The organism is Paenibacillus sp. S28, assembly GCF_016624415.1.
GTDB classification, from domain to species: Bacteria; Bacillota; Bacilli; order Paenibacillales; family Paenibacillaceae; genus Paenibacillus_AQ; species Paenibacillus_AQ favisporus.
This window is the reverse complement of record NZ_JACVTM010000005.1, coordinates 163,382-189,368: the sequence shown is the minus strand read 5'-3', so window position 1 is coordinate 189,368 and position 25,987 is coordinate 163,382. Positions and strand designations below refer to the sequence as shown.

The window sequence follows — 25,987 nt, the reverse complement described above, 5'->3', positions numbered from 1 at the left end:
CCTTTCCTGATTGTACGTGAATTGGGCCCGGTGCACTCTGGAGCTACAGCCAGCCTCCAAATAAAAAGGCACAGCCTGCATGCATGATGCGAAAACTGTGCCTTTCATTTTTTTATTATGTCTATCAAAAAAACAACCCGTTACGGCAGCTCGCCCGTGGATGAGTAAATCTCCATCCTCTGCTTACCCTTTGCTCGCTCCCGATGTTAAACCGTCTACCAGTAGGCGCTGCAAGAAAATAAAGAGGATCGTAATCGGCACCGCGATCAGAACCGCCCCTGCGGCGAAGGTGGTAAAGTTCGTATTCTGATTTGTGCTGACCATGTCGAACAATCCGACCGCCAGCGTCCAATTTTCTTTCGTCCGCAGCACGAGGCGAGCAAAAATGTAGTCCACCCATGGGCCGACGAACTGCGTCAGCGCCATATAGGTCAGCATCGGCCGGGACAGCGGCAGAATAATGCGGCTGAAAATCGTCCAGTTGCTCGCTCCGTCGATCTTTGCCGCCTCGTCCAGCGTCCGCGGGATCGTGTCGAGAAAGCCTTTGGCGATAAAGGTGCCGCCTAGCGGCGCTCCCGCCGCATAGACGATGATCAGTGCGAGATGCGTATCCAGCAAATGCCACTCCTTCAGCAGCAGGTAAATCGCGATCATGCTCATGAATCCTGGGAACATGCCGAGGATGAGCACGGTCGACAAAGCCGTCTTGCGCCACTTGAAGCGGAAACGCGACACCGCATAGCTCGTGAGCAGGGTCAGGAAGACGCCGATGATCATCGAGCACACGGCGATTTTCAGGGTGTTCATGTACCACTGGCCGAACAAAATGCTGCTGGACGTAAACAGTTCCCGGTAATGGTCCAGCGTGAACGCTTCCGGAAGAAGCGTCTTGCTGTAGAGCGATTTCCCCGGGCGGAAGGAGCCGAGAATGACCCAGAGGGCCGGATAGATCGAGCCGATGGCCATGATGATGAGAATGATGTAGCTGACCGTTAGCCGAACTGCTTTTCTGCCTTGACGTCCGCTCATTGGATCATATCCTCCTCTTTAAATGATTTGGTCCGCCGGTAATTGTAGATGGAGAATATGGCGATGATCAGGAAGATAATGATGCCGACAGCCGACGCCATATTGTATTTGTTCTGATCCAGCGTCAGTTTGTACAGCCAGGTCACGAGAAGGTCCGTTGCTCCCGCGTACTGATAGTCTCCGACCACCGGGTTCCCGTTTGTCAGCAGGAAAATCATGTTGAAGTTGTTGATGTTTCCGGCAAACTGCATGATCAGTGTCGGTGCCGTCGAGAAGAGGATCATCGGCAGCGTAACGATGCGAAACTTCTGATACGCGTTTGCCCCGTCGACCTCAGCCGCTTCGTACATATCCTTCGGAATGGTCGTAAGCACGCCCATGATCAGGATCATCGAGACCGGGATGCCCACCCACATGTTGACGAGAATAACCGTCACCTTGGCCCAGAACGGATCGGTCAGCCAAGGAAGGCCGCCGAGCCCGAAGTAGCCGAGGTACTGGTTGATCGGCCCGAACTGGCCGTTAAACATATTCCTCATGACGAGCAGCGAAATCAGCTGCGGAATGGCATAAGGGATAACCAGGATCGTCCGCCACATGCCCTTGAATTTGATGCCCTGCTGGTTGATCAAAAGCGCAACGAGCAGGCCGCCCAAATACGTGGTCGCCGTGGACAGAACCGCCCAGATAATGGTCCAAGTTAATACGCCGAAAAACGTATGGCTCCAGGTTTTCAGCGACACCAGATCTTTGAAGGTCTGGAATCCGACCCAGTCGACCAGCTTCGCCGGAGGGATATGGTTCGGTGCGGAATAGTTTGTAAAAGCCAGCATGATCATAAACAGGATCGGCATGATCGTAAAGAACAAGATGCCGAGCGCCGGCAGCGTCAAAAAGGCTTGGGCGAATTTATAATCCATCACAAATTTAATGGATTTGGCGAAACTGTTTGGGGCTTGCCCGTTTTCCCGTTTGATCGCCGTATGGTACGCGTCTCTGACGTTCATGACATATACGACGATAAAGATCAGCAGAAACAGCAGCGTAATTAAGCTTTGAATCATGATAAAGATGGAGTGGTCGCCATCGATCCACTTGCCTTTCACGAGCAGACGCGGCGTATCCCCGAGCGACGTAATCCCCCAAAGCGCTCTTCCTAAATTGTTGATGAAGTAGTAAATGCCAAAAGCCTCGATCAGCAGGAACAAGATGCCTTTGATCCATTGGCGGTTATAGATTTGTCCCAATCCCATGCTGATAATCGACAGTAAAGCGGCTTTGCCGCGGAGCCTGTTCATCGTATCCTCTTCTCCTCTCCCCGGGTCAACGGAAGCACCCCCGGAGGTACTGCTTCCAAGAAGACAGGCCGCGCTTTCCCGGCTCTGTTCCTTGGCGATACCGGCAGCCGAAGCGTGCGCGCTTTCCAGCGGTACCGGTATGTCAGGGAATGACCCGCTGCGGTTGATGGCGGCGGGTCATACTTCCATTCATAACGTTTGCCTTACCTGACAGCGGTGCGCCGATGCCTTACTTGGTTGCGCCGTTGTTCAGATCTTTGATTTGCTGTGCCGCTTTATCCATCGCCGCCTTCGGATCCGCATTGTTGTCCCAAATTTCAGGCAGCGCCGCATTCACCGGACTCCATACGTTGCCCATTTCCGGGATGGAAGGCATCGGCTGGGAGTTTTTCGTCTGCTCCGCAAACGCTGAAATGTACGGATCGTTTTTGATTTGATCGGATTCCAGCGCCTCTTTGTTCGTCGGGATGGAGCCAACCTTCGTGTTCAGCAGCAGCTGAGCGTCCTTGCTGGAGGCGAAGTTCGCGAACAGTTGGGCTGCATTCGGATACTGCGTAAAGGAGTTGACGTACCAGGCTTTGATGCCGGAGAACGAGATTGCCGCTTTGCCGCCGATCGTAGGGATCGGAGCTACGCCAAGGTTGTCGCCGAGCGCTTGCTTGTAGCCGGCAAGCTCCCACGGACCGTTAATGTCCATCGCCACGTCACCCGCGTTGAACAAGCTGCGCTTGATGTCCGGCGAAATGTCGCCGCTCTTCACCGGAAGGATTTCCTTCAGCTTCACATAGGTTTTCAGGCCTTCGACCGCGCCTTCGCTGTTGAGGCCGATATCGTCTTTATCCGTACCGTCTTTACCGAAAATGTATCCGCCGGTCGTTGCGATAAACGGATAGTTGAAATACATGTTGCCTGTTTCCCACATGATGCCGTATTTTTTCTTGGCTTTGTCGGTGAAGGTTTTGCCGAACGCGATGACGTCATCGAACGTCTTTGGCGCTTCCTTCACAAGGCTCTTGTTGTAATACAGGGCGTACGTTTCGGCCGCTCTCGGGTACCCGTACAGCACGCCGTCATAGGTAACGCCTTGAATCGAGGCTTCCGTGTTGTTTTTCACCGTTTCGTCCTTGAACGCATCGTTGGCGAGCAGCAGTCCCGCTGCCGCGGCTCTGCCCAGGTTATCGTGAGGGAACATTACGATGTCGGCTGCAAGCCCCGACGGACCGTCCTGGGACAGCTTCGTTACCTGATCTGTTGCCGCTACCTCTTCAATCTTGACCGGTACGTTGTACTTTTCGGTAAACTGCTTGGCGATTTCATCCGTAAAAGAGCGCTCTTCTTTGGACTCCCATACGACGAGGGAAGCCCCTTCTTCCGGCTGGAGGCTGTCGCCCGAAGCCGCTGTGTTATCCGACTGGCCGTCTGTAGCCGCCGTTTCGGTTGTTGTCGTGGATGGAGTTTGCTCCTCTGCCTTGCTGCCGGAGCTGCCGCACGCCGTAATCGAGAATGCCATGGTCAACGTTGCGACCAGCGCCATAACCTTTTTCATCTTCATTCCAAAACGAACCCCTCTCTGATCATTTACTTCGTAACACGACTGCCTTGCTGACTCCCTGTAATACCTGCTACTTTGCTGACTTCCTGTAACACCCGCTGCCTTGCTGACTCCCATTCATGCCTGATACCTCGTCGATTCCAATGAATACCTGATGCCTGCCTACTGATGCCCTGCCGACTCTCCTTGAGGATCTGCATACTTGCGCAAACGATTTCATAAACATGCCTAACTCCCCATTTGCAAGCGCCTTTCTCGGCACGACATGATTGGATGCATGTTATGAAGCCCTTCCCGGACAATGATCGACTACGCAATCATATGGCAAGGTCAGCGTAAATCCGCAGTTTTTTCAAGAATCGTCGGTATTTTCTTTAGCGGAAGTTACCAAGTAAGCGCTTTAAACATGCGTTTATCATACACAACGTCTATATTTTTGTAAAAACGTTTGCACAATGTGTTTTAGCCCATTTACAGAATATAAACATCACTTTTCTCCACAATTCTTTTCATATCGCAATATATCTTTAAATTACATCAATTTTATTCCAAAACTACACTGGAATATGGAGGGATGCGAAGCAAACTTTGCTCTAAAACCGTGGATTTATTGCTGCTTTTGAGCACTTTCGCGATTCCCCTTCCCTGCCCTGCTTCGAGCTGGACTTGCTGTTCCTTGCCTGACAAGTTGTGCAACACTAGCACAGTTTGTTGTGCACTACGGCGCACAAAGGACACCAGGGCCGGATTGCCGGAGTCATAGCTTTGGATATCGCCATCCCGCAATGCGGGAACGTCCTCTCTCCAGCGGATCAGATCCCGATAGGTGGACAGCAGCGAGTTCGGGTCGGCCGATTCTGACTGGACGCTGATTCCTTTCGCTGCTTCTCCGGTGAGAAGCGGCTGTTCCCACGACGTCTGGCCGGGCTGAGGGGACAGATCGCTCCACACCATCGGTTCCCGGATCCGCTCGTCGGGCTCCACGCCGCGCATGCCGATTTCCTCGCCGTAATAAATAAACGAATTGCCCGGCAGCGTCAGCAGCAGCGCCGCGGCCATCCGCGCATGGTCCGGATTTCCGTCCAGCTGGCTCATTACGCGGTCCTGGTCGTGATTCGACAGAAAAATGGCGTCGGTGAACCGTCCCTGCGATTGTTTGCCGTAGAATTGCTGGGTCCGCTGCAGCGTAAAGGCAAGGTTGTTGTCTTTCTCGTCCTTCACCGCGCTCAGGATACTCTCCGCCAGGCTGAAATTAAACCCCGAATCAAAGGCCTGATCCAGATACGGCGCGATGGCAGCGGCCGAATTCTCCCATACCTCACCCACGATATAGGCATCCTTGTTCACCGGATTCATGCCGGTCCGGAATTCCTGCCACCACGCCGTGTTTTTGGCTGTGGCCGCCTGGCCCCGGTCACTCTGCAGGTTCTCGTAAATGTGTTTGGCGCCGTCCACCCGGAATCCATCCATGCCGAGCTTCAGCCAATATTGGCCGATCCGGACGGCTTCCGCCCGCACCTCGGGATTGTCGTAATTCAGATCTGGCATCCCTTCCCAGAACGTGGCTAGATAGTGGCTTCCGTTCAAGGCATGCCACGGACTGCCGCTGCCGGCCGCACTGACCCCGGTGGGACTGAGCTTCTGGTCTTCCGCCCACACGTACCAGTCCCTATATTTGCTGCCCGGATCCTTCGAAGCGCTGACAAACCAGGGGTGCTGCGTGCTGGTGTGGTTCAACACCAGATCCATGATGACCTTGATCCCGCGCTTGTGTGCCTCGGCGATCAGCACCTGCAGATCTTCCAGCGTCCCGTAATCGGGATTAATGCCCTCGTAGTCGGTAATGTCATACCCATGGTAGCTGGGCGACGCTTGAATCGGCATCAGCCAGATGCCGCCGACACCGAGATCGTCGGTCGTAGCCGGATTGCCGTCGTTCAGGTAATCAAGCTTCTGCGTCAGCCCCTTCAAATCGCCGATGCCATCCCCGTTTGAATCATAGAACGAGCGGACAAACACCTCATAGAACACGGTCGACGGCTGCTCGTCGACGGCCGTGGCGGCAGTTCCTCCACGCTGTTCCCCTGCTGTGGTTCCCGTTCCCGGCTGCCCCTGTTGTTCTGCCGTCTGGCTGCCAGCTCCTGCATCGGGCCGGCCTTGAGCCCCGCTGTCATTCCCAGCATGGTTTCCCGTGCTGCTGCATCCCGACAGCAGGGCAACCGCCATGAATACCGCCGTTACGCTTGCTGCCAGCCTCCGCAGTTGTTGTCCTTCCGGCATGCCCCATTTGTTTGTTTTCATGACATCCTCCTTTGCTTGATCCGGCATCCTTTGAGCAGAATACTGCCGATCAGCCCCGTCAATCACCTGAAAGAAAGCGGATACAATTGCTGGCGAACTGGACTGACCCTGGGCAGCTTTCGGACGACACCGGTCTGTATGGAGAATACGACGGCTTAATTTCTATGAAAAGCTGGATTTATACCCGATTTTTCGTAATATATAGCGATATATACTGTATTATCTTTCATTTTCTTGACTATTCTATCTATATCATGGTTTTTTATAATATCTCCGCCTATTCCTGCTTGTAAAAAGTGCCACAAGCCAGATCCCACCGGCTTCTTTCGCCGCCTCAGGTTGGATATTTACAAGCTTGGGGCTTTCGGCTAAGATAGCAATTGTAAAATAGCCAGCGTCTATGAGACGGCCGTTTCTCATTTACGATATAGTGCAAACGGTTCCACAGGGAGGTAACAAATGTCTGTAACGATTAAAGATGTCGCCAAACGAGCGGGCGTTTCCCCCTCCACCGTCTCCCGAGTGCTGTCCAATAACACCAGAATCAGCCGTGAAACGTCGCAGAAGGTACGGGATGTCATGGAGGAGCTCGGATACCACCCCAACATGACGGCCAAAAGTCTGGTTTCCAAGACGACGAGCAGCATTTGCGTCATTTTGCCCAAGCCTGCCGAAGAGCTGTTCCTGAATCTGTTCTTCATGGAATTGATCCGCGGTATCGTCACCCAGGCCAACCGCTCGGGATACGATGTGCTGATCAGTTCCGGAGGCAGTGAGAAGGAGGAGGTTGAGGCCGTCTCCCGGCTGCTGAACGGCAAGCGTGTTGACGGGGCGATCCTGCTCTATTCACGCAAAGAGGATCCGGTGGTCGATTTTCTGCGGCAGAACGGCCATCCGTTCGTACTGATCGGACGCAGCGAGAAGTACCCGGACATCCTGTCCGTGGACAATGACAATGTTCAGGCCGCTTACGACGCAACCAAGCACCTGATATCCCTCGGCCACCAGCGGATTGGTTTTGTCAGCGGGCCCCCGAATCACATCGTCTCGCGCGACCGGCTGAAAGGTTATACGGACGCTCTGAAAGAGGCGGGTCTCGAGATGCGCAAGGACTGGATCGTCGAAGGAGAGTTTCTCCAGGAGAGCGGCTACCGGGCGATGTCGTTTTTCATGAATCTGCCGGAGCGTCCCACTGCCCTCGTGGTTATGGACGATCTCGTCTCGCTCGGTGTCCTGCGTGGACTTCACGAGCTCGGTTACCGTGTTCCGGACGACCTGTGCATCGTCAGCTTCAACAACATTTCCATCGCCGAACTGTCCACGCCGCCCATCAGCAGCATGGATATCGGCATCTATAACTTGGGTTACACCGCAGCCCAGGCGCTGATTCAGTCCATTCAGCACGACGGGGACCGGCAGTTTCAGAAACGACACATTATTCCCCACCGCCTGGTGATTCGGGAGTCGTCCATTTTTACGCCGCCTAAACTATCGTAAACGTATCAAAACCATATGGAGCATCCCGGTGCTTCATTTCTTTTCACCTGTTTGTTCAAACGTTTGCACAACTACATAAGGAGGAATGACAAATGACAGCTGCAGCTCCCATTAAAGCTTGCCTGTTCGATCTGGACGGGGTCCTGGTTGACACAGCCAAATACCACTATCTTGCATGGAAACGCCTGGCCGAAGAGCTCGGCTTTGTATTTACGCCGGAGGATAACGAGCGCCTCAAGGGTGTCAGCCGGATGGCGTCGCTGGACATTTTGCTTGAAGTCGGCGGGCTTGAGCTGGACGATGCGACCAAATCCGCGCTGGCCGACAAGAAAAACCGCTGGTATGTCGAGTATATTTCGCATATGGATGAACAGGAGATCCTTCCGGGGGCGCTCGCCTTCCTGCGAGAGCTGCGGGAGAACGGAATCCTCATTGCCCTGGGATCGGCCAGCAAAAATGCGATGACCATCCTGAACAACACCGGCCTTGTTCCGTATTTCGACGCGATCATCGACGGGACCAAAACGGCAAGTGCCAAACCCGATCCGGAGGTTTTCCTGCTGGGTGCCCGGGAGCTTGGCGCACAGCCGCAGGAATGCGTCGTATTCGAGGATGCCGAGGCCGGCATCGAAGCCGCCAAGCGGGCCGGGATGCGCAGCATCGGCATCGGCTCGCCGGAAGTACTGGGTGCGGCGGATGCCGTGGTGCCTTCGCTGCAGGACATGACGACAGTCCGCCTGCTTGAGCTCGTTTCTCACCGCTAGGTTCCCCGAACCAGGTGGCGTTCGTGAAGCAAGGGGGCCTGCAATGATCAAAATCTGGCCCCCCTGTCTTCCGCAGCACAATGGTTATACGTCGCATAACAAGGGATTAATATTTTTTTTCGAAGGAGCCAATTCATTATGAAGCAATATCTAACGTTGGACCCATGGAATATTATTGAGGAGCAGTACGATCCCCAGCAGCAGGAAATATCCGAGAGCGTCTTCAGCATCGGCAACGGATATATGGGCCAGCGCGCCAACTTTGAGGAGGCTTACAGCGGTCCGTCTCTGCAGGGAAGCTACATGGCCGGTGTCTACTATCCCGACAAAACACGGGTGGGCTGGTGGAAAAATGGATATCCCGAGTATTTTGCCAAGGTGCTGAACAGTACCAACTGGATCGGCATCGGCATCTCGGTTGATGGCACCGAGCTTGATCTCGCAGCCTGTCAGGTCAAGGCTTTCAGACGCGTGCTGAACATGAAGGAAGGTACGCTGTCGCGCAGCTTTACCGCCGCCCTGCCGGACGGGAAGGAGATTCGCGTCGAGGCGGTCCGTTTCGTCAGCCTGGCCCGGCATGAGATCGGAGCGATCCGCTATGTGGTGACCCCGCTGAACTTTAGCGGAACGCTGACCGTCACGCCCTACTTGGACGGCGATGTCCAGAACAAAGATTCAAACTATGACGAGAAGTTCTGGGTCGAAGTGCACAAGGAAGTGACCGCGGACAACGCCGCATTAACGGTCCGGACCAAAAAGCTCGATTTTCACGTCACCTCGGTCATGACGTTTGAGATCCATCAGAACGGCGCCAAGCTGGCGCTGGAACCGGAGCAGATCGAGCAGGAGAAGTACGCCGGCTACCGCGTACAGGTGGAAGCCAAGCAGCATGAGGAGACCGTCATCTACAAATACGTAGCGAACGTGACCTCGCGCGACTACGGGTACGCCCAGCTGCTGGACGCCGGACGATCGGCGCTTCAGGAAGCTGCTGCTGCCGGTTTCGGGCAGCTCTATGAGGAGCAGGTGCAGGCTTGGGCGGCCAAATGGCGCGAGAGCGACATCGTGATCGAAGGGGACGTGGCGGCGCAGCAGGCGATCCGGTTTAACATTTTTCAGCTGAACCAGACGTACACCGGCGAGGACGACCGGTTGAACATCGGGCCCAAAGGCTTTACCGGGGAAAAATACGGCGGCAGCACGTACTGGGACACCGAAGCCTACTGCCTGCCCTTCTATCTCAGCACGGCGGATGCCACAATCGCCCGCAACCTGCTGATCTACCGCTATAAGCACCTTGAGAAGGCGTGCGAGAACGCCCGTAAACTCGGCTTTGCCAAAGGCGCACTCTACCCGATGGTGACGATGAACGGCGAAGAGTGCCATAACGAGTGGGAGATTACGTTTGAGGAAATCCACCGTAACGGAGCGATCGCCTATGCCATTTACAACTACGTCAACTACACCGGCGATAACAGCTACCTCGCCCAATACGGCGTGGAGGTGCTCGTTGAAATTTCCCGCTTCTGGGAAGAACGGGTAAACTACGTCCCAGCCAAGGACCAGTACATGATTCTGGGCGTGACCGGGCCGAACGAATACGAAAACAACGTCAACAACAACTGGTATACCAACCGGATCGCCTGCTGGACGATGGAGTATACGCTGCAGGTGCTGTCCGACCTTCAGGCAAGCGACCCGGCACACTACGAGGAGCTGGTGGCCAAGCTGGCGCTGGCGCCCGAAGAAACGGCCAAATGGGGCGACATCCTTGCGAAAATGTATTACCCGGTCGATGCGGAGCGCGGCATTTTCCTTCAGCAGGACGGCTTCCTCGACAAGGATCTGACGCCGGTCAAGGACCTGGCCCCGTCGAACCTGCCGTTGAACCAGAACTGGTCCTGGGACCGGATCCTGCGCTCGGCGTACATCAAGCAGGCCGACGTGCTGCAGGGGCTGTTTTTCCTGGGGGACCGATATGACCTCGATACGAAAAAGCGGAACTTCGACTTTTACGAACCGCTGACCGTGCACGAGTCCTCCCTCTCCCCTTGTGTTCACTCGATCATCGCCTGTGAGCTGGGCTACCGGGAGAAGGCGTACGAAATGTACCTGCGCACATCGCGCCTAGATCTGGACAATTACAACAACGACACCGAGGACGGCTGCCACATCACCAGCATGGCCGGCACCTGGATGTCCGTCGTGCACGGGTTCGGCGGGCTGCGCGTCAAGGATGGAGTGCTGCACCTGAATCCGTTCAATCCGGGACATTGGAGTGCCTTCTCCTTCAAAGTGATGTTCCGCGGCGCGCGTCTCCAAGTGACGGTCGGCGAGCAGGATGTGACCGTGACCAATGAGACCGAAACTCCGGTCAGCATCAGCGTCTACGGGCGCGGCTATCAGCTCGACGGGCTGGGTCAGGTCCAAGCAGGCATCGGCAGTCCGAGCAGCAGCGCGATTGTAGGCTGAAATTGGGCAGCGCAGCGTAGGTGTCATTAAGCAGTACAGCGTAACTGACATTGAACAGTGCAGATGTAATCTAAATTGAGAATACTGTCTTGGACTAACATCAACTCCACTGCCTAAAAGCGGCCTGGCTTTATGAAAGCCGGGCTGCTTTTTCCTATGTAAAGAGCGGGCGTTTGCCCTTGACAAGAGCAAACCCGAAGATTATGATGACAGTAAGTACTGACAGTCATATTATGGAAAGTAGGCAGAGTTACATGAACGAAAACAACCAGTTATGCACCCAGGATAAGCTGATGCAGGCGGCAATCGATCTCATCTCCGCCAAAGGCTATGACGGGGTGTCCACACGTGAAATCGCCGCTGAAGCCGGGCTGAGCGAGAAGACGCTCTTCCGTCATTTCGGCAGCAAACAGAACCTGCTGGAGAAGGCGTATGACCGCTATTTATACGCAGCCGAGATGCAAAAGCTATTTAAGGAAAAGCTCACGGGAAATCTGCACGAGGACTTGCTTATGATCAGCCGGACCTATCATAAAGTTATGGACCGCAACCGAAAGCTGGTTATTATCAGCATCCAGGTCGGCGATCATTTGCCCGGCTTCCGGGATTATTCCGAAAGCCACCCCCGGCAGTTTCGGGAGGTTCTGACGAATTACTTCAAGTACATGTCCGATCAAGGGAAGCTGGTCACGAAGGACCCGTCGCTGACGGCTGTCGCTTTTATGTGGATGAACCTCGGGGCCTTCCTCAATACGACCCATGCGGTCCAAACGTTTACGGATATCGAGATGGACGCCTTTATTGAGGAAAGCGTCCGGCTGTTCACTAGGGCGTTAACGCCTTAGCTTTGATCGCAAGAGTGCATCTATTTATCCCGGCGTGGCGTTGAACCCGCTGCTCGACCGCCAATAAGTGCATCTATTTCTTCAAATCGGGCGTATACCTTGGAAATCAGTGCCCTTTTGCAGTCAAAAAAGGCTTTGAGCTTAAAAAAAGCGCATATTGCAGCGCTTTTCCGTACTATATGTCAGTAAGTGCTGACAGACATTTTGTCCGCCGCCGAATGGCTCCTCAGTTAATCACATATCCGAAAGAAGGGAAAAACGATGAAATCTACGGCCGAGTCCGTCAATCAAGGCAACAAACTGATCCAGATTCTCATGTTCACGCTGGTTATTTCGGTCATGAACGTTTCCATGTTCAATATCGCGCTGCCCGGCATCCGGGCGGAATTTCACCTGAGCGCCGCCCAGGTCAGCTGGGTGTCCTCCGCCTACATGCTCGTCTATGCGGTCGGATCGGTGACCTATGGAAAGTTGGCGGACAAATACGCCCTGAAAAAACTGATCACCATCGGGCTGATCGTGTTCGTGCTCGGCTCCGTCTTCGGGCTCGCCGCCGGCGCCTACTGGATGATCGTCATCGGCCGGGTATTTCAGGCGGCCGGATCGTCGGTGATCCCGGCGGCGGCCATGATCATCCCCGTCCGCTATTTCCCGCCGGAGACCCGGGGCCGCGCCCTCGGCAAGTCGGCGATCGGCCTCGCCGTCGGCAATACGCTCGCCCCCGTGGTCTCCGGGCTCATTATGGGCTACGCCGGGTGGCGCTGGCTCTTCTGCTTCTCGGTCCTCGTCCTGCTCACCCTGCCCTTTTACCGGAAATACCTTGACGATGCCAAGGAAAGCAGTGGGCGCATGGACGTTCTGGGCGGCGGACTGCTCGCCGCCGCGACCGGTCTGATCCTGTTCGCCTTGACCGGTGGAGGCTGGGTTGCGGCAGCCGCCGGAGCGCTGCTGCTTATTCTGTTCGTCATCCGTATCCGCAAAGCAGCCGATCCGTTCGTGCAGCCCCGGCTGTTCCGGAATCTAAACTATACTTTTGGCATCGGCATTGCCTTTGTCATTTCCTGCATTGCGTTCTCGATCCCGTTCCTGATCCCGCAGCTGCTGTCCCAGTCCAATCATCTGGACGCCAGCATTATCGGATTGATTATGATTCCGGGTGCCGCGGCTTCCGCGCTGCTCGGCTTCGCGGGAGGAAAGTTCGCCGACCTGAAGGGCAATCTCTTCGTCGTCTGCATCGCAGCCCTTCTTCAAATGATCGGTTTCTTTCTCCTCTCCGCCTTTGTCGGCATCAATGCCTGGATCATCGCCATCGTGCTTATTTTCAGCAATGTCGGCCAGACCTTCATGCAGGTCGCGCTCTCGAACACCGTCTCCCGCACGCTGGCCAAGGAAGAGATCGGCGTCGGGATGGGACTGCTCAGCATGCTGAACTTCATCGGCGCAGCGGTTGCCACGTCCGTGTACAGCAGCATTCTCGACACCGGCTCCTCTGCCCATTGGAACCCGCTGAACACGTATCCGGGCAGCTATTTGTACAGCAGCATTTTCCTGGTGCTGGCCGTCATGATGTTTATCGTCGCCGCCGTCTACCTGCTTCGCTTTGGACGCAGCGCGGCACCGCAGCCGAACAACCGCGCCGGTGTCGGCTCATAATCCGTCCCGCTGCTGTCCTCCGCAGCCCCTGTCCTCGTGTCCCAAGCCAGGGGGGTGGCGGTCAACAGCTAAGGTTTTTGAGCCAGCTGATCCTTCGCGGTTTTACCGCAGACCGCCTAGCATCAAAACAACAGCGGAGACTTGGAATCCTCTCTAAAAGCCGTATGCCGATCACTTTCACGATCAGCGTACGGCTTGTTCCACTTGTTTCGCCAGGTTTTCCAAGTTCGCTAGGTTCCCTTGTTCCAGTTCCCTTACAGACGGTTTTCTTTCAGCCACCCAATCATCTTCTCGCACCATTCGATATTGGTTTGTTCAAAGGCCATCCCCATCTCGATCACGGCAACTGATGAGAAAATCGGGTGGTCGCTCGTCAGCAGGCCGCTCTGTTCCCGCAGGGACTCCACCTTATTTCGGTACATATCCAGCTGCTCCTCATGCTCCCGCTTCTTCAGCGTAAGCACCGGGATCAGCTCTTCCGGCTTCACCAGCCAGGAGCTGTACTGCTTCAGCAGAAATTCGTTCCAGTCCCCCGGCTCCCCCGGTTCCAGCACCCAGTTCTTCAACCGTTCCAGGCCGGCATCCGTAATCTCATAAATTTTCTTCGCCGGGCGATACGTTTCGCGCTCCAGCGCCTGTAACCGGATGACCCCCTCAGCTTCGAGCTTGGCCAGTGCCGGGTACAGCTGATTGTTGTTGATTTTAAAGAAAAAATCGGTGCGTCCCTTGATTTGCTGCTTGATGTCATAGCCGCTTAGCGGCTCGCGGGCCAGCAAACTTAACAGTACGGCATGTATAGAATTCATGATCGGCCTCCAAATTAATAAGTTATTTTTAACATAAGTTATACTTGACGCATTAGTTCATCTTGTTATAGGTTAATATTAACCTATTAACGGATTGGAGACAATCCAAAACAAAGGAGCTAATGTGTATGAAACTAGTATTCCATGACCAAACGTTTTCGTTTGAACTGCTGCGGACAATGAGCTATGCGCCTTACGGGGGAGCCGATATCGGGGAGTGCCTCGCCACGGCTTACCGGATCGAGGAAGGAAATTTGGAGAGCTGGTACGCCGAATGGCACCGGACCGCCTCCCGCATGCACAGTCTGGCCGATGAAAGCCTGGGGCGGGGCAACCGGATCAGCGCCCGGGAATTCTATATGCGGGCCTCAAACTACTACCGGACAGCGGAGTTTTTCCTGCACGGCTCCCCGGCGGATCCGCGGATTCTGGACACCTGGGGCAAAAGCCGTTCTACCTTTCTCAAGGCAATGGAACTGTCCGAGGTGAAGATGGAGAGCGTGAGCATTCCTTATGAAGGCACCCATTTACCGGGCTACTTCTACCGGGTTGATGATAAACCCCGGCCGACGCTGATCGTCCATGGGGGCTATGACTCGACCGGTGAGGAGCTGTATTGGGAGGTGGCAGCTTCAGCACTGGAACGCGGTTACCACTGCCTCACCTTCGAAGGGCCGGGGCAAGGCGCGGTGATCCGGGAGCATCAGCTTCCGTTCCGCCCGGATTGGGAGAACGTGGTCACGCCGGTGGTCGATTACCTGCTGACCCGCCCCGAGGCAGATCCGGAGCGTCTCGCCCTGGTCGGTATCAGTTTTGGCGGATATTTGGCCCCCCGCGCGGCCGCTTATGAGCACCGGCTGGCCGCACTCGTCGCAAACGACGGCATGTTCAGCTTCCGTTTTGGCGAAATGGGCCGCCGTTTCCATCAAGGGAGCGACGAAGAATGGAACGATCCGTCCTTCCTCGAGGCGTTCATGCACAGCTTGATGGAGAAGAGCATCAACATTCGCTGGGCAGTAGAGAACGGAAAGTTTACGTTCCGTGTCTCCTCTATCCAGGAGCTTGTCGCTGCAACGGAGCCATTCTCCCTGGAAGGCGCCGCCGGGCTCATCCAGTGCCCGACCCTCGTCTGCGAAGCCGAGGCGGACCATTTCTTCGCCGGACAGCCGCAGCAGCTGTTCCAGGCGCTGAACTGCCTCAAAACCTTCATGCTCTTCACAGCAGAAGAAGGCGCCGAGGAGCACTGCCAATTCGGGGCGCTGCTGTACTTCAACCACCGCATGCTGGAGTGGCTGGACGGCGTCCTCAATGTACGGCCTGAAGTCCCCGCCTCGCTGCCGCCGGTTTCGCAGTGATAAAAGCCCCGTCTGCGCAAAATATCCTCACTGAGGCTCGCCGCAGACCTCCATGCCGATTCCGAGTACCTTGCAGGGTTCCCCGGACGCTCGTAAATTTCTTGTAGAACACAAAAAAGGACGAAAAAGCAGAACTTTCACTGCTTTTTCGTCCTTTCGCTGTAAATCACGAATCGTGCCTATAAATTGAAACTTACGGAATCATAATTTGCTGTCCGACCTTCAATCCATGCACGTTCGTAATGCCGTTGACATGGGCGATGGTCTTCCAGTCCACACCGAACTTGATGCCGATGCGGTACAGGTTGTCACCCTTCTTGATGACGTATACTTTGCCGGAAGGCTTCGTTTCCGGTGCCGGAGCAGGTTTGGACGGCGTGGACGGTTTCGAAGGCTGCGCCGGAGTCGATGGCTCGGACGGCTTCGAAGGCTTCTCCGGTGTGGTAGCCGGTGGCGTCACTGGTGCCGTACCTGCCGTGCTGACCGACAAATCGAGTCCGTACTTGGCGAATCCGTCCTCGGCCGCGCCGATGTATTTCATGTTTTTGCTGCTGGCCGCAAGGTCCTTCGCATCCGGGGAAGAGGTAAAGGTCACGTTCAGCTTGGCATCCACCGGCGCAAAAGTCCAGTTGCCGTCAGCGGACGGGTTGATGGTTCCGTTGTCGCGGATGTAGTCGATGATGACCTGACGGTTTTCGTCCGGAGCGGCCATGATGATCCGCTTGCCGTCCGGGTTGGCGAGCTTCGAGGACGAAGCGCGGTAGTTGTTGGTCGCCACGACAAACTTCTGCTTCAGATCGATCGGCTTGCCGTCGAACTGCAAATTCTTGATACGGTTTGCCGAAGGATTCACTACCGTGCCCTTTGCATCGTATTTGTTCGGTTGGGTCACATCGATTTGATACGTTACGCCGTCGATGACATCGTAATTGTATGTCGGGAAGTCCATGTTTACGAGCGGCTGCTCGGTCGTCTTGGAAGGATCGATCTGGTTAAACTGGCCTGCGGACCACTCCAGCCATTCCTTCACCTCGGCTCCCGTAACGACAACGGCATGCACGGTATTCGGGTACACATAGAGGTCGGAGACGTTCTTGATCGCGATCGTTCCGGCCGGAATGTTCGTATAATACGAAGCGCCGTTACGTCCGCCTGCCTTGAAAGGAGCACCTGCCGACAGCACCGGAAGGTTTTCGTATTCGGTCCCCTTCAGGTTTTTCTCGACGTACCATTTCTGGGCGTTGGTGACGATTTGAATGGACGGATCGTCCTGTACAAGTGCAAAATAGCTGTTGATCGGCGCACTGGTTTTGCCTACCGGTCCGCGTACATAATCGATTGTTGCATCATGTTCTGTTTTTACTGCGTTCACGATTTCTTGATCGGCATCAACGAGCGCCTTTTTGTTTGCCGTATCGTAGATCGGGCGCGCTTCGGTTTTTGAGTCAACTACTTTCCACTTGCCGTCTACGTTCTCCAGGTTCAGGTCGATGATGCCGAGGTGATCGCCCCAGAATCCAGGTTCGACCGAAGGAACGCCGTTAATCGTGCCTTTCTCCAGGTCGACGCCGGTTTTCCCCTTAAATTCTGCGCTCGGGAACGTTTTATGGGCATGTCCGAACAGGATGGCGTCAATACCTTCCACCTTGCTCAGATACAGAACCGTATTCTCCATCAAAGGTGTCTCCGGAATATCCTCAAAGCCGGAATGAGGAATGGCGACGATGACGTCGGCTCCTTCCTTCTTCATCTGCGGAATGAACTTTTTGGCGGTCTCGACCATGTCCTTCACGATGACTTTGCCTTCCAGGTTGGCTTTATCCCATTGGGAAATTTGCGGAGGAACGAATGCGATCACACCGACCTTGATCGTCTGCTCCTTGCCGTTCTCGTCCGTTACCTTTTTGTCCAAAATCGTATAAGGGGTAAAATAGTTCACGTCGTTGCTGTCATCCTTGTCCCCGTCGTCCTTGTAGACGTTGGCGTTGACAATCGGGAAGTTAGCTCCCTCTTCCGACAGTTTCAGGAAATCCAGGCCATAGTTGAATTCATGGTTGCCGACGCCGCTGGCATCGTAATCCATCAGGTCCATCGCTTTGTAAACCGGGTGCACTTCGCCCTCTTTAAGCGGTTTCACTTTGGCCACGTAGTCGCCAAGCGGATTCCCTTGGATCAAGTCCCCGTTATCGAACAGCAGGCTGTTCTTCGCTTCGTTTCTGGCTGCCTTGATCAGGCTGGCCGTCTTGGCAAACCCATATTCGTCAGTGGGCTTGTCCGCATAGTAGTCATAGTTGACCATGTTCACGTGCAAATCGGATGTTTCCATGATCCGCAGCTTCACCTTGGATCCGTTGCTGCTGCTGTCCGCAAATACCGGCACCATTGGAACGGCGAGCACGTTGATCGCAACGGCTGCGGCGGTGATGCCTTTGAGGACTTTTTTACGGGACTTCGACATGTTACCCCTCCTAATAGATGTACATCGAGTACGGTGGGCAGAACAAATTTAACCCCTTTATTTAACTAACCATTGTTAAATTAAGTTCTGTCTACAAGAGTAGTTTATATCGATGTAACCTATGAAATAAAGACAAATACACCCAATTCCCAAAAAATAATGCCCGAGAACAAGGTCTCGAGCATCAGGGCGTATCACGGATCTATGAAAATGGTTCCAATTGCTTATGGACACAGTAAATTTACTCGATCCATTCGTGCTTTTCTCCATCTTTCCCCGTATATTCTACACGGACGGGCGTGATTTCAAGCAAGACGTAATCCGGATCATCGGGACCAGTAAACCGCTTCTTGAATTCTTCCTTCCAGATCTGCTTACGCAAGGAGTCCTCAGCCGTTACTTTGCAGGTTCCTTCAATCTCCACAACCTCCCGCGATCCCCCGATTTCATAGCCCAGCAGCAGGGAGACGTGAGGGTTTTCCTCCAGTTCCTCGACTTTATGCGTCTTGCGGTCGGTGACCAGATGGATACTGAGGCCCTGATTATATAAAGCCATATACCGCTGCTTCGGCCGGTTACCTTCCACCGTGGCAAATGAGCAAAACTGGTTGTGATCCAGTATTTTGGCCAGATTTTGTTCCAGAATGATTTTCGCTTCCATCTCTAGATGTTCCGCTCCTTTCTGCTTCGTGTTGTCCATGGGCACAGCCCGTACCCATAGTGTACCCTGTCCGGTATAGGATGAACCTTGGAACACGTCAGCTTTTATCCAAGAATAGGCATGACGTGCCCTGAATACCTTGTTATGATGGAGATACCGGCCGTCATCCGGCTTGTCCGCACCAAGAATTTAATACTTGTAAAGGAGTTCCTCATGAAACGACTCATTTGGATAGGATGTCTATCCTATTTTCTGATCGGCCTGGCGCATGTCGTGCTGGGATCGGTCCTTCCCGTCCTGCTGGAGCATTATGACCGCGAATACAGCGAAGGCGGGACGCTGATCTTCACCCAGTTCGCCGGTTTTCTGGCCGGTGTGCTCGTATCCCCGTGGCTGAACCGCCGTTTTGGTAAAAGGGGCGGGCTTCTGATCGCCATCGGCCTGCTTACGGCCGCCGAGCTGGTCTATACCCTGCTGCCGCCTTGGGAATGGCTGTACGCCATTGCCGTGTGCGCAGGCTTTGGTTTCGGCATGATCGAAGCGGTGATCGGGACCATTATTATTGCGGCGATTACCGATAAAACCGCTGTGGCGATGAGCCGCCTGGAGGTCTTTTTCGGGGTCGGGGCCATGGTCATGCCGCTGATCGCAAGCGGCTTCATTACGGAAGGATGGTGGAGGTTCTCGTTCCTCGTCATTTCGCTGATCGCACTCGTCACGCTGTTGTTCTGGTCGAAGGCCTCCTTCGGTGAAATCGATGCCGTGCTGAGCGCCAAAGGGCCTGCCGCTTCCGTATCGGGTCAAGAGCAATCTTCGGCCAAACGCTTCCCTTATCAAGGCGGAGCCTTCGGCATTCTCGTCCTCTTTATCGTATTCTTCTTTCTGTACGTCGGCACCGAGATGAGCCTGGCCAACTTTATGCCCGCCATCCTGATTGAGAAAATGGGCATGAAGGAAGCCGCCGCTGCGCTCAGCGTTACCTGCTTCTGGATCGCCATGTCCGTCGGTCGGATCTTTGCCGGTGTCGTCGCCGAAAAGATCCATTACCGGGTCTACGTGCTGTTCAGCTGCCTCATCACCTTGGTGCTGCTGATCGTGTTCCCGCTGATGGGCCAGGTATGGTCGGCTTTCGCGATCATCCTGCTGCTCGGGCTGTTCATGTCGGGGATCTTTTCGATTGCGCTCGTATTTGCGAGCAAGCTGCTGCAGGGCAGCGAAGAATCGACACCCAGCATTTTGATCGCCTCCGGCGGCGTCGGCGGAGCCATCCTGCCGCTTATCATGGGCTGGAGCCTGGACCATCTGGAAGTAAACCAGTCGGCTTGGATGCTCGCGGTGTTCACCGCCGGCATGGTCGTGCTCAGCTTTGCGGCCTTCCAGCTGCAGCGGCGGAAGCTGGTTCACCAGAGTGGACTGCAGGGGCCGTCAGGTGCAGGAAAATAAGCTATTCAAATTAATTGCGGGCCAGCCGGTCCGCTTTTTTTGTTTTTATATAACCTTCAAAAATATATTTACAGGTTATAAAAATACGGTTATACTCCAATTATAACTTGTAATATACATTTTAAAGGTTATACAAAGGAGATGGATGACATGGAACTTCAAAAGCTTCCCTGGGCAGGCATTCGGGTGACGGCAGGAGCCACATCGGTGGTCATAGACCCGCTTTATCATTTTCCGGAAAGATACGGCCAGTCTCACGAACCGCTCTTCCCGCTTAACGAATACGGCCCGGCAGATGCGGTGCTGATCACCCATGAGCATACCGATCACTTTGATCCCCAGGCCATCATCGATGCCTACTGGGCAGACATTCCCGTGTACCTCCCGCAGGAGGGCGTCCTCCTTGCCGAAAATAGCGGTCTCAACCGCGTAATCGGTGCTTCCGTCGGCGATGCCTTCCAAATCGGTGCGCTGGGCGCAGCCGCCACGTACTCCGTCGACGGGGTCGGAGACGTGCAGATCGCCTGGGCGCTGAGCGACGGCGAGCACCGCCTGCTCCACTGCGGAGATACGCTGTGGCACGGCTACTGGTGGAAAATTGCCGCGGCTCACGGCGCATTCGATGCGGTATGCCTGCCGGTGAACGGTGCCGTTCTGGAACGCCCTGATCGTCAGCCGCCCAGCGGCATGCCGATTACGCTGCTTCCGGAACAAGCGGCCGCGGCCGCACGCGTTCTCGGGGCCAAACGGCTGGTGCCGATCCACCATACGACCATCCACCATCCGCCTGTATACCTGCAGACTCCCGATTGGCAACATCGCCTGCGGGCTGCAGTTGGTGATACAATGGACATAGCATTCCTGAACACAAAGGAAACGATTACTCTATAAAGGATGACGCATCATGGATAAATCCCCTTCCCGCAACGTGTTGGGGGGCGCCCTGTGGATCAATCTCGCCAATACGGTGCGCATGCGGGAGCACCGGGTCACGGATATGCTGGAGGAGCCAGGTTATTTAGACGAATGGCTCCACGATAATGAATTGCACGGCTTGGACAATACCGCAGGGGCAGCTTCAGCTGTGCCGCGGGAAGACCTGCTGCCCGAACTGCTCCGTCTGCGCGGCGTGTGCCGGCTCGTTCTAGAAGACCTGGACCATGGAGGTACCTTGTCGGATGAGGCATTCGCCGCCATGGAGGCCGAAGCGTCGCGATTAGACGTGGCGCTCCGGGCTGAGCGGGATGACCAAGGCCTCCCCCATCTCATCACCTACGGACAAACCGCCGTCCAAGGCGTGCTGTACCCCATCGTCCGCTCCCTGTTCGAGACGCTGGCAAACGTATCTTCGGACCGCATCCGGATCTGCGAGCATGACGACTGCATCCTGCACTTTGTGGACACCTCCAAGAGCGGCAAGCGGCGCTGGTGCAGCATGGAAACTTGCGGCAACCGCCATAAGGCGGCCGAATTTTATGCGAAGAAGAAGCAGCGCGAGAACTAAAAAAAGCCTGGGATCGTCTGATAGACATCCCGGGCTTTTTTTAGTGGTTCTATTTCGTTGCTGACTGCCCTTCATTGATATGGCGGACACTCAGCAGTTTAGCTCCTTTGTCCAACGACTTGTAGGAGTATGTCGATAAGTACGTTCTTCCGACCTCTAACAAGTTCCAAGTATTTTCATTATCGACTTTAATTTTAAATGCTCCTTCTTCTTTACTATGGGTTTTCTCGGCGACAATCCAATATGTCGAGCCAATGAGCTGCTTATCGAGTATCGTTATGTCCCCTCCACTGGATGATGGCCCGGTACATGCTGTCAACATACACATGAAAAGCCATGCCGCAATTATTTTTTTCAGGGCCCTCTTCCCCCGTTCCTGACTATTTCAATACCTAACGATGCCACCAAACAGCCTATAATTTATAAACAATGATGTTTGCATAAAGTTGCCTTACAACTCGGATTTAAATGCTATAATGGCCTTAATTTAGGGCAATCCCATTACTTATAAGTACTATGAAAAGGAGCTTATACATATGGCTAATAAACGTTTGGATCATGTCGGCATCGTCGTACGGGATTTGGAGTCAACCATCCGATTTTATACCGAGATCGTGGGCCTGGAGCTGAAAGGCCGCCTGACGCACACCAATGGCGTGTTCCAGCTGGCGTTTCTCGGCTTCGGGGACAGTAACGAGACGGAAATCGAGCTCATTCAAGGCTACAGCTACGACCTGCCGGCCGAAGGCACGGTGCACCATTTTGCGATCCATGTCGACGACATTCAGAAGGAATTTGAGCGGATCCAGGCACTGGACGGCGTGGAGCTGATCGATCAGGAAATCGTGACCCTGCCGAACGGATACCAATATTTCTTTATCTATGGTCCGGAAAAAGAATGGATCGAATTTTTCCAGAGATAATCTGGAATCGGGCGGATGTCTGGACACCCCCATGGGGATGGACTATAATATGGGAGGAAAACAACCCAAAAACCTTATAGAATCCGGGGTGCTGGAATCGGCCGGCTGAGATTGTATCCCTTCAAGATACTGACCCTTTTAACCTGATCTGGGTAATGCCAGCGTAGGAAACCGTTTGTCACGGCATACAAGCCGTGCTGATCTTGCGCATGTGAAGCGTCCCGTTTACGGGGCGTTTTTTTCATTCATACTAGTGAAAAACGGGATTACGCCTTGCGAATGCTTCTATGATTCAGCCACTCAGATCGGCTCACGATTCTAAATCTAACAAGGATAGGGGATCACCGGCCGATGCTTCCACAGAGAGAATAAAGAACGGCCGGATATCGAAGGAGAGAGAAAGCCATGAAGAACAAATCCATCGGCCTGCTGCTGCTGGTCTGCATGCTCATACTGGCGCTTGCCGGATGCGGCGGCAGCCAGAACAATACGGGCAGCGGAGAAGGCACATCCGCTTCCGATAGCACGGCAGGCCAGGACAACACCGCAGCGAAGCCGCTGAAGGACGTCAAAGTCGTCCTCGACTGGACGCCCAACACGAACCACACTGGGCTCTATGCTGCCAAAGACTTGGGCTATTATAAAGAAGAAGGCTTGAACGTCGAGATCGTGCAGCCGGGCTCCACCGGCGCCGACGCCATGGTCGCTTCCGGCAAAGTGCCTTTCGGCGTAAGCTATCAGGAGAGCGTGACCCAGGCCCGCACGCAGGGCGTGCCGCTCGTCTCGATTGCGGCGGTCATCCAGCACAACACGTCGGGCTTTGCCGCACCAGTCGACCGGGGGATCAAGACGCCGAAAGATTTTGAAGGTAAAACCTACGGCGGCTGGGGCTCTCCTGTTGAAGAAGCCGTTATGGGCTCCATCATGGGGATCGACAAGGCTGACGTGAAGAAGGTGAAAATCGTCAACATCGGCGACGCCGATTATTTTACCGCCGTGAAACGGGACATCGATTTCGCCTGGATCTTCTACGGCTGGACCGGAATTGAAGCGAAGCTGCGCGGCGAGCCGCTGGACATGCTGTATGTTAAAGATTATTCCGAGAAGCTGGACTACTATACGCCGGTGCTTGTGACGAACGAGAAGCAGATCAAGGAAGACCCTGAGCTGGTTAAGGCGTTTATGCGCGCGACCGCCAAAGGCTACCAATACGCGATCGACAAGCCGGAAGACGCCGCCAACCTGCTGCTGAAGGACGTGCCGGATCTCGACAAGGAACTGGTGATCGAAAGCCAGAAGTGGTTAAGTCCTAAATACCAGGACGACGCAGCCCGCTGGGGCGAGCAGAAAGAACAGATCTGGAAAGGCTATTCCGACTGGATGTACGAGCACAAGCTGCTGGATAAGCCGCTGGACGTGAAGAGTGCGTATACGAACGACTTTTTGCCGGAACAATAAGCCGCCTACAACCCAAAACATCCGTAACCAATGAAGAGAGGAAGTTGATTCGCATGGCCAATACGCTGTTAAGCATCCAGGTGATCCCGAAGACGCCGGGCAACGAAGATTCTTATGCTTACGTCGACCGCGCCATTGAGGTCATTCAGCAGTCCGGCGTGAAGCATGAGGTGCACCCGCTGGAAACGACGATGGAGGGCGAGCTGGAGGAGCTGCTGGACGTCGTGCGCAAAATGCACGAAGCTCTGGTGGCCGCAGGCAGCCCGAGTATCATCTCCCAGGTCAAAATCGCCCATAATCCCGGCGGAATCAGCATGGACAAGCTGACGGAGAAGTACCGTCCATGAGAAGCTGGTGGAAAAACGTATGGCCGCCCCTCGTGGCGGTCATCTTCTTTTTGCTCGTATGGCAGCTGCTGACCTCCCTGTTCCATATTGAACAATGGATTTTGCCTGCGCCGAGCGACATCGCCCGGGAAGCCGCGGCCGCTTCCGGCGGCTTGTGGGAGCATGTATGGGCCACGCTGAAGCTGACCGTATTCGGCTTCGCCATCGGAACCGCCATCGGGCTGGTCATCGCACTGATTCTGCATTTGATTCCGTTTTTAAAACAGGCGCTGTATCCGCTGCTCATTCTAAGCCAAAATATCCCGACCATCGCCCTCGCCCCCCTGCTGATGATCTGGTTCGGCTTCGGCCTCCTGCCCAAGCTGATCGTCATTACGCTCGTCTGCTTTTTCCCGGTGGCGGTCGCCGCCCTTGGCGGCTTGAAACAGACCGATCCCATCATGATGAACTACATGCGCATGATCGGGGCGGGCAAGGGCCAAATCTTCGCCAAGCTGGAGCTGCCCCACGCACTCCCTTCCATCTTCTCCGGCATTAAAATCGCCGCCACCTACAGCGTCATGGGAGCGATTATCGCCGAGTGGCTGGGGGCTGACAAGGGCATCGGCTATTATATGATGCTGCAAAAATCGGGCTACCGCACCGACCGCATGTTCGTGGCGATCATGATCATCGTCGTGCTGAGCCTGCTGATGTTCGGGCTGATTGCGCTGCTCGAAAAATGGTTCGTCCGCTGGAAGCCGAAGCAGGGCTAGCGGGCCTGGCCGGAAAGGAGAATTGCCGTGATAAATCAAGAAACCACGCCTGCACTGGAGATCGTCTCCGTCAGCAAAAGCTTCAAAGAGAAGCGCCGGACGCTGCCGGTACTCAGCGACATCTCGCTGACCGTGGGCCAAGGCCAATTCGTGTCCATCATCGGACCGTCGGGAAGCGGCAAGAGCACGCTGCTGCACGTGATCGGCGGGCTGACCCGTCCGGATGCCGGCACCGTCCGGATGAACGGCGCCGAGGTGACCGGGCAGCAGGGGCATATCAGCTACATGCCGCAGCAGCCCGCCCTGTTTCCTTGGCGGACGATCGAGGACAATGTGCTGCTGGCCCAGGAGGTGCACGGCACCGTCAGCCGGGAGGCCCGTGAGGACGCGCGGCGCTGGCTCGCCAAAGTCGGCCTGGCCGGCTTTGAGAAGGCGCATCCGCATACGCTGTCGGGCGGCATGCAGCAGAGGGCGGCTTTTCTCCGCGCGCTGCTCAGCCCGCAGGAGCTGATGTGCCTGGATGAGCCGTTCAGCGCGCTCGATGCGCTGACCCGCAGCGACATGCAGCGCTGGCTGCTGGACATTTGGGAAGAGAACCGCCGCTCGGTTCTCTTCATTACGCACAACATCGAGGAGGCGCTGCTGCTATCGAGCCGGATTTACGTCTTCTCGAGCCGGCCGGCCGCGGTGCTGCACGCCATCGATGTGCCGTTTCCGCGCCCGCGGCGCGAGGAAGTGACGGAGGCTCCCGAGTTTCTGCAGCTGAAGCGTCAGCTGAGCGAATGGATGCGCGAGGAGCAGCGAAAAATGCAGGCTGCACAGCAAGGAGGTTCACGCCAATGAGCGGCAATAACAGCGAAGTAAAC

The 25,987-nt window shown here is 55.0% G+C and carries 21 protein-coding genes and 1 riboswitch; of the genes, 14 read left to right on the top strand and 7 right to left on the bottom strand.

Annotated elements, in window-relative coordinates; genetic code table 11:
- Window positions 1-183: 183 nt before the first annotated feature.
- The 4 genes from IAE55_RS14465 to IAE55_RS14450 all read right to left on the bottom strand — a co-directional run bounded on the left by IAE55_RS14465 (window position 184) and on the right by IAE55_RS14450 (window position 6,180).
- The gene (locus IAE55_RS14465) at window positions 184-1,029 is read right to left on the bottom strand and encodes a sugar ABC transporter permease (protein WP_076172723.1); all 846 of its coding nucleotides are present in this window, start codon (window positions 1,027-1,029) and stop codon (window positions 184-186) included.
- The gene (locus IAE55_RS14460) at window positions 1,026-2,327 is read right to left on the bottom strand and encodes a sugar ABC transporter permease (protein WP_200633113.1); all 1,302 of its coding nucleotides are present in this window, start codon (window positions 2,325-2,327) and stop codon (window positions 1,026-1,028) included. Before IAE55_RS14460 ends, IAE55_RS14465 begins: the two co-directional genes overlap by 4 nt.
- A 229-nt stretch (window positions 2,328-2,556) precedes the next feature.
- Window positions 2,557-3,879 carry a sugar ABC transporter substrate-binding protein gene (locus tag IAE55_RS14455; protein ID WP_200633112.1) on the bottom strand — a complete coding sequence of 441 codons (1,323 nt, stop codon included), beginning with the start codon at window positions 3,877-3,879 and terminating at the stop codon, window positions 2,557-2,559.
- 543 nt (window positions 3,880-4,422) lie between these two features.
- Entirely contained in the window at window positions 4,423-6,180 is a 1,758-nt protein-coding gene (locus IAE55_RS14450) for an alpha-amylase family glycosyl hydrolase (protein WP_234489557.1), read from the bottom strand.
- A gap of 459 nt (window positions 6,181-6,639) precedes the next feature.
- Between IAE55_RS14450 and IAE55_RS14445 the strand changes: the two genes are divergently transcribed.
- From IAE55_RS14445 to IAE55_RS14425, 5 genes are all read left to right on the top strand, one after another.
- Complete coding sequence (locus IAE55_RS14445; protein ID WP_200633111.1) at window positions 6,640-7,677, top strand: LacI family DNA-binding transcriptional regulator; 1,038 nt, start codon at window positions 6,640-6,642, stop codon at window positions 7,675-7,677.
- A gap of 92 nt (window positions 7,678-7,769) precedes the next feature.
- A complete protein-coding gene (gene pgmB / locus IAE55_RS14440; RefSeq protein WP_200633110.1) occupies window positions 7,770-8,441 on the top strand; it encodes a beta-phosphoglucomutase in 672 nt (223 codons plus the stop codon).
- A gap of 138 nt (window positions 8,442-8,579) precedes the next feature.
- Window positions 8,580-10,913: a glycoside hydrolase family 65 protein gene (locus IAE55_RS14435; RefSeq protein WP_200633109.1), complete on the top strand. Its 2,334-nt coding sequence runs from the start codon at window positions 8,580-8,582 to the stop codon at window positions 10,911-10,913.
- 254 nt (window positions 10,914-11,167) lie between these two features.
- Entirely contained in the window at window positions 11,168-11,758 is a 591-nt protein-coding gene (locus IAE55_RS14430) for a TetR/AcrR family transcriptional regulator (RefSeq protein ID WP_200633108.1), read from the top strand.
- A gap of 261 nt (window positions 11,759-12,019) precedes the next feature.
- Entirely contained in the window at window positions 12,020-13,411 is a 1,392-nt protein-coding gene (locus IAE55_RS14425) for an MFS transporter (protein WP_200633107.1), read from the top strand.
- Between the two features lie 254 nt (window positions 13,412-13,665).
- Here the strand turns inward: IAE55_RS14425 and IAE55_RS14420 are convergent, their stop codons facing one another.
- A complete protein-coding gene (locus IAE55_RS14420; RefSeq protein ID WP_200633106.1) occupies window positions 13,666-14,217 on the bottom strand; it encodes a PadR family transcriptional regulator in 552 nt (183 codons plus the stop codon).
- 128 nt (window positions 14,218-14,345) lie between these two features.
- On the opposite strand from IAE55_RS14420, the gene IAE55_RS14415 reads away from it, so the two are divergent.
- Window positions 14,346-15,572, top strand: a complete 1,227-nt coding sequence (locus IAE55_RS14415) for an alpha/beta hydrolase family protein (RefSeq protein WP_200633105.1) — start codon at window positions 14,346-14,348, stop codon at window positions 15,570-15,572.
- Window positions 15,573-15,765: 193 nt separating this feature from the next.
- Here the strand turns inward: IAE55_RS14415 and IAE55_RS14410 are convergent, their stop codons facing one another.
- Together IAE55_RS14410 and IAE55_RS14405 are read right to left on the bottom strand one after the other, a co-directional pair.
- Window positions 15,766-18,030, bottom strand: coding sequence for a bifunctional 2',3'-cyclic-nucleotide 2'-phosphodiesterase/3'-nucleotidase (locus IAE55_RS14410; RefSeq protein ID WP_200633104.1), 2,265 nt, complete (start codon window positions 18,028-18,030; stop codon window positions 15,766-15,768).
- A gap of 241 nt (window positions 18,031-18,271) precedes the next feature.
- Window positions 18,272-18,691, bottom strand: a complete 420-nt coding sequence (locus tag IAE55_RS14405; protein ID WP_076172713.1) for a pyridoxamine 5'-phosphate oxidase family protein — start codon at window positions 18,689-18,691, stop codon at window positions 18,272-18,274.
- Window positions 18,692-18,904: 213 nt separating this feature from the next.
- Between IAE55_RS14405 and IAE55_RS14400 the strand changes: the two genes are divergently transcribed.
- From IAE55_RS14400 to IAE55_RS14365, 8 genes are all read left to right on the top strand, one after another.
- Window positions 18,905-20,134, top strand: coding sequence for an MFS transporter (locus IAE55_RS14400; protein ID WP_234489556.1), 1,230 nt, complete (start codon window positions 18,905-18,907; stop codon window positions 20,132-20,134).
- A gap of 150 nt (window positions 20,135-20,284) precedes the next feature.
- Window positions 20,285-21,025 (top strand): MBL fold metallo-hydrolase, encoded by a 741-nt coding sequence (locus IAE55_RS14395; RefSeq protein WP_200633103.1) that lies wholly within the window; start codon window positions 20,285-20,287, stop codon window positions 21,023-21,025.
- 13 nt (window positions 21,026-21,038) lie between these two features.
- Window positions 21,039-21,638: a CGNR zinc finger domain-containing protein gene (locus IAE55_RS14390; RefSeq protein ID WP_200633102.1), complete on the top strand. Its 600-nt coding sequence runs from the start codon at window positions 21,039-21,041 to the stop codon at window positions 21,636-21,638.
- A 536-nt stretch (window positions 21,639-22,174) separates the two neighbouring features.
- Window positions 22,175-22,561, top strand: coding sequence for a VOC family protein (locus tag IAE55_RS14385; RefSeq protein WP_116232908.1), 387 nt, complete (start codon window positions 22,175-22,177; stop codon window positions 22,559-22,561).
- A gap of 74 nt (window positions 22,562-22,635) precedes the next feature.
- A riboswitch (TPP riboswitch) is annotated at window positions 22,636-22,748 on the top strand.
- 218 nt (window positions 22,749-22,966) lie between these two features.
- Window positions 22,967-24,019 carry an ABC transporter substrate-binding protein gene (locus IAE55_RS14380; protein WP_200633101.1) on the top strand — a complete coding sequence of 351 codons (1,053 nt, stop codon included), beginning with the start codon at window positions 22,967-22,969 and terminating at the stop codon, window positions 24,017-24,019.
- 53 nt (window positions 24,020-24,072) lie between these two features.
- Window positions 24,073-24,366 (top strand): thiamine-binding protein, encoded by a 294-nt coding sequence (locus IAE55_RS14375; RefSeq protein WP_076172706.1) that lies wholly within the window; start codon window positions 24,073-24,075, stop codon window positions 24,364-24,366.
- Window positions 24,363-25,121, top strand: coding sequence for an ABC transporter permease (locus IAE55_RS14370; RefSeq protein WP_200633100.1), 759 nt, complete (start codon window positions 24,363-24,365; stop codon window positions 25,119-25,121). Before IAE55_RS14375 ends, IAE55_RS14370 begins: the two co-directional genes overlap by 4 nt.
- 27 nt (window positions 25,122-25,148) lie before the next feature.
- Window positions 25,149-25,964 carry an ABC transporter ATP-binding protein gene (locus IAE55_RS14365; protein WP_325168641.1) on the top strand — a complete coding sequence of 272 codons (816 nt, stop codon included), beginning with the start codon at window positions 25,149-25,151 and terminating at the stop codon, window positions 25,962-25,964.
- Window positions 25,965-25,987: the final 23 nt, after the last annotated feature.

Coding starts and splice junctions, on each gene's coding strand:
- IAE55_RS14465 (WP_076172723.1), bottom strand. CDS start 1,029: ATGAGCGGACGTCAAGGCAGAAAAGCAGTTCGGCTAACGGTCAGCTAC.
- IAE55_RS14460 (WP_200633113.1), bottom strand. CDS start 2,327: ATGAACAGGCTCCGCGGCAAAGCCGCTTTACTGTCGATTATCAGCATG.
- IAE55_RS14455 (WP_200633112.1), bottom strand. CDS start 3,879: ATGAAGATGAAAAAGGTTATGGCGCTGGTCGCAACGTTGACCATGGCA.
- IAE55_RS14450 (WP_234489557.1), bottom strand. CDS start 6,180: ATGAAAACAAACAAATGGGGCATGCCGGAAGGACAACAACTGCGGAGG.
- IAE55_RS14445 (WP_200633111.1), top strand. CDS start 6,640: ATGTCTGTAACGATTAAAGATGTCGCCAAACGAGCGGGCGTTTCCCCC.
- pgmB (WP_200633110.1), top strand. CDS start 7,770: ATGACAGCTGCAGCTCCCATTAAAGCTTGCCTGTTCGATCTGGACGGG.
- IAE55_RS14435 (WP_200633109.1), top strand. CDS start 8,580: ATGAAGCAATATCTAACGTTGGACCCATGGAATATTATTGAGGAGCAG.
- IAE55_RS14430 (WP_200633108.1), top strand. CDS start 11,168: ATGAACGAAAACAACCAGTTATGCACCCAGGATAAGCTGATGCAGGCG.
- IAE55_RS14425 (WP_200633107.1), top strand. CDS start 12,020: ATGAAATCTACGGCCGAGTCCGTCAATCAAGGCAACAAACTGATCCAG.
- IAE55_RS14420 (WP_200633106.1), bottom strand. CDS start 14,217: ATGAATTCTATACATGCCGTACTGTTAAGTTTGCTGGCCCGCGAGCCG.
- IAE55_RS14415 (WP_200633105.1), top strand. CDS start 14,346: ATGAAACTAGTATTCCATGACCAAACGTTTTCGTTTGAACTGCTGCGG.
- IAE55_RS14410 (WP_200633104.1), bottom strand. CDS start 18,030: ATGTCGAAGTCCCGTAAAAAAGTCCTCAAAGGCATCACCGCCGCAGCC.
- IAE55_RS14405 (WP_076172713.1), bottom strand. CDS start 18,691: ATGGAAGCGAAAATCATTCTGGAACAAAATCTGGCCAAAATACTGGAT.
- IAE55_RS14400 (WP_234489556.1), top strand. CDS start 18,905: ATGAAACGACTCATTTGGATAGGATGTCTATCCTATTTTCTGATCGGC.
- IAE55_RS14395 (WP_200633103.1), top strand. CDS start 20,285: ATGGAACTTCAAAAGCTTCCCTGGGCAGGCATTCGGGTGACGGCAGGA.
- IAE55_RS14390 (WP_200633102.1), top strand. CDS start 21,039: ATGGATAAATCCCCTTCCCGCAACGTGTTGGGGGGCGCCCTGTGGATC.
- IAE55_RS14385 (WP_116232908.1), top strand. CDS start 22,175: ATGGCTAATAAACGTTTGGATCATGTCGGCATCGTCGTACGGGATTTG.
- IAE55_RS14380 (WP_200633101.1), top strand. CDS start 22,967: ATGAAGAACAAATCCATCGGCCTGCTGCTGCTGGTCTGCATGCTCATA.
- IAE55_RS14375 (WP_076172706.1), top strand. CDS start 24,073: ATGGCCAATACGCTGTTAAGCATCCAGGTGATCCCGAAGACGCCGGGC.
- IAE55_RS14370 (WP_200633100.1), top strand. CDS start 24,363: ATGAGAAGCTGGTGGAAAAACGTATGGCCGCCCCTCGTGGCGGTCATC.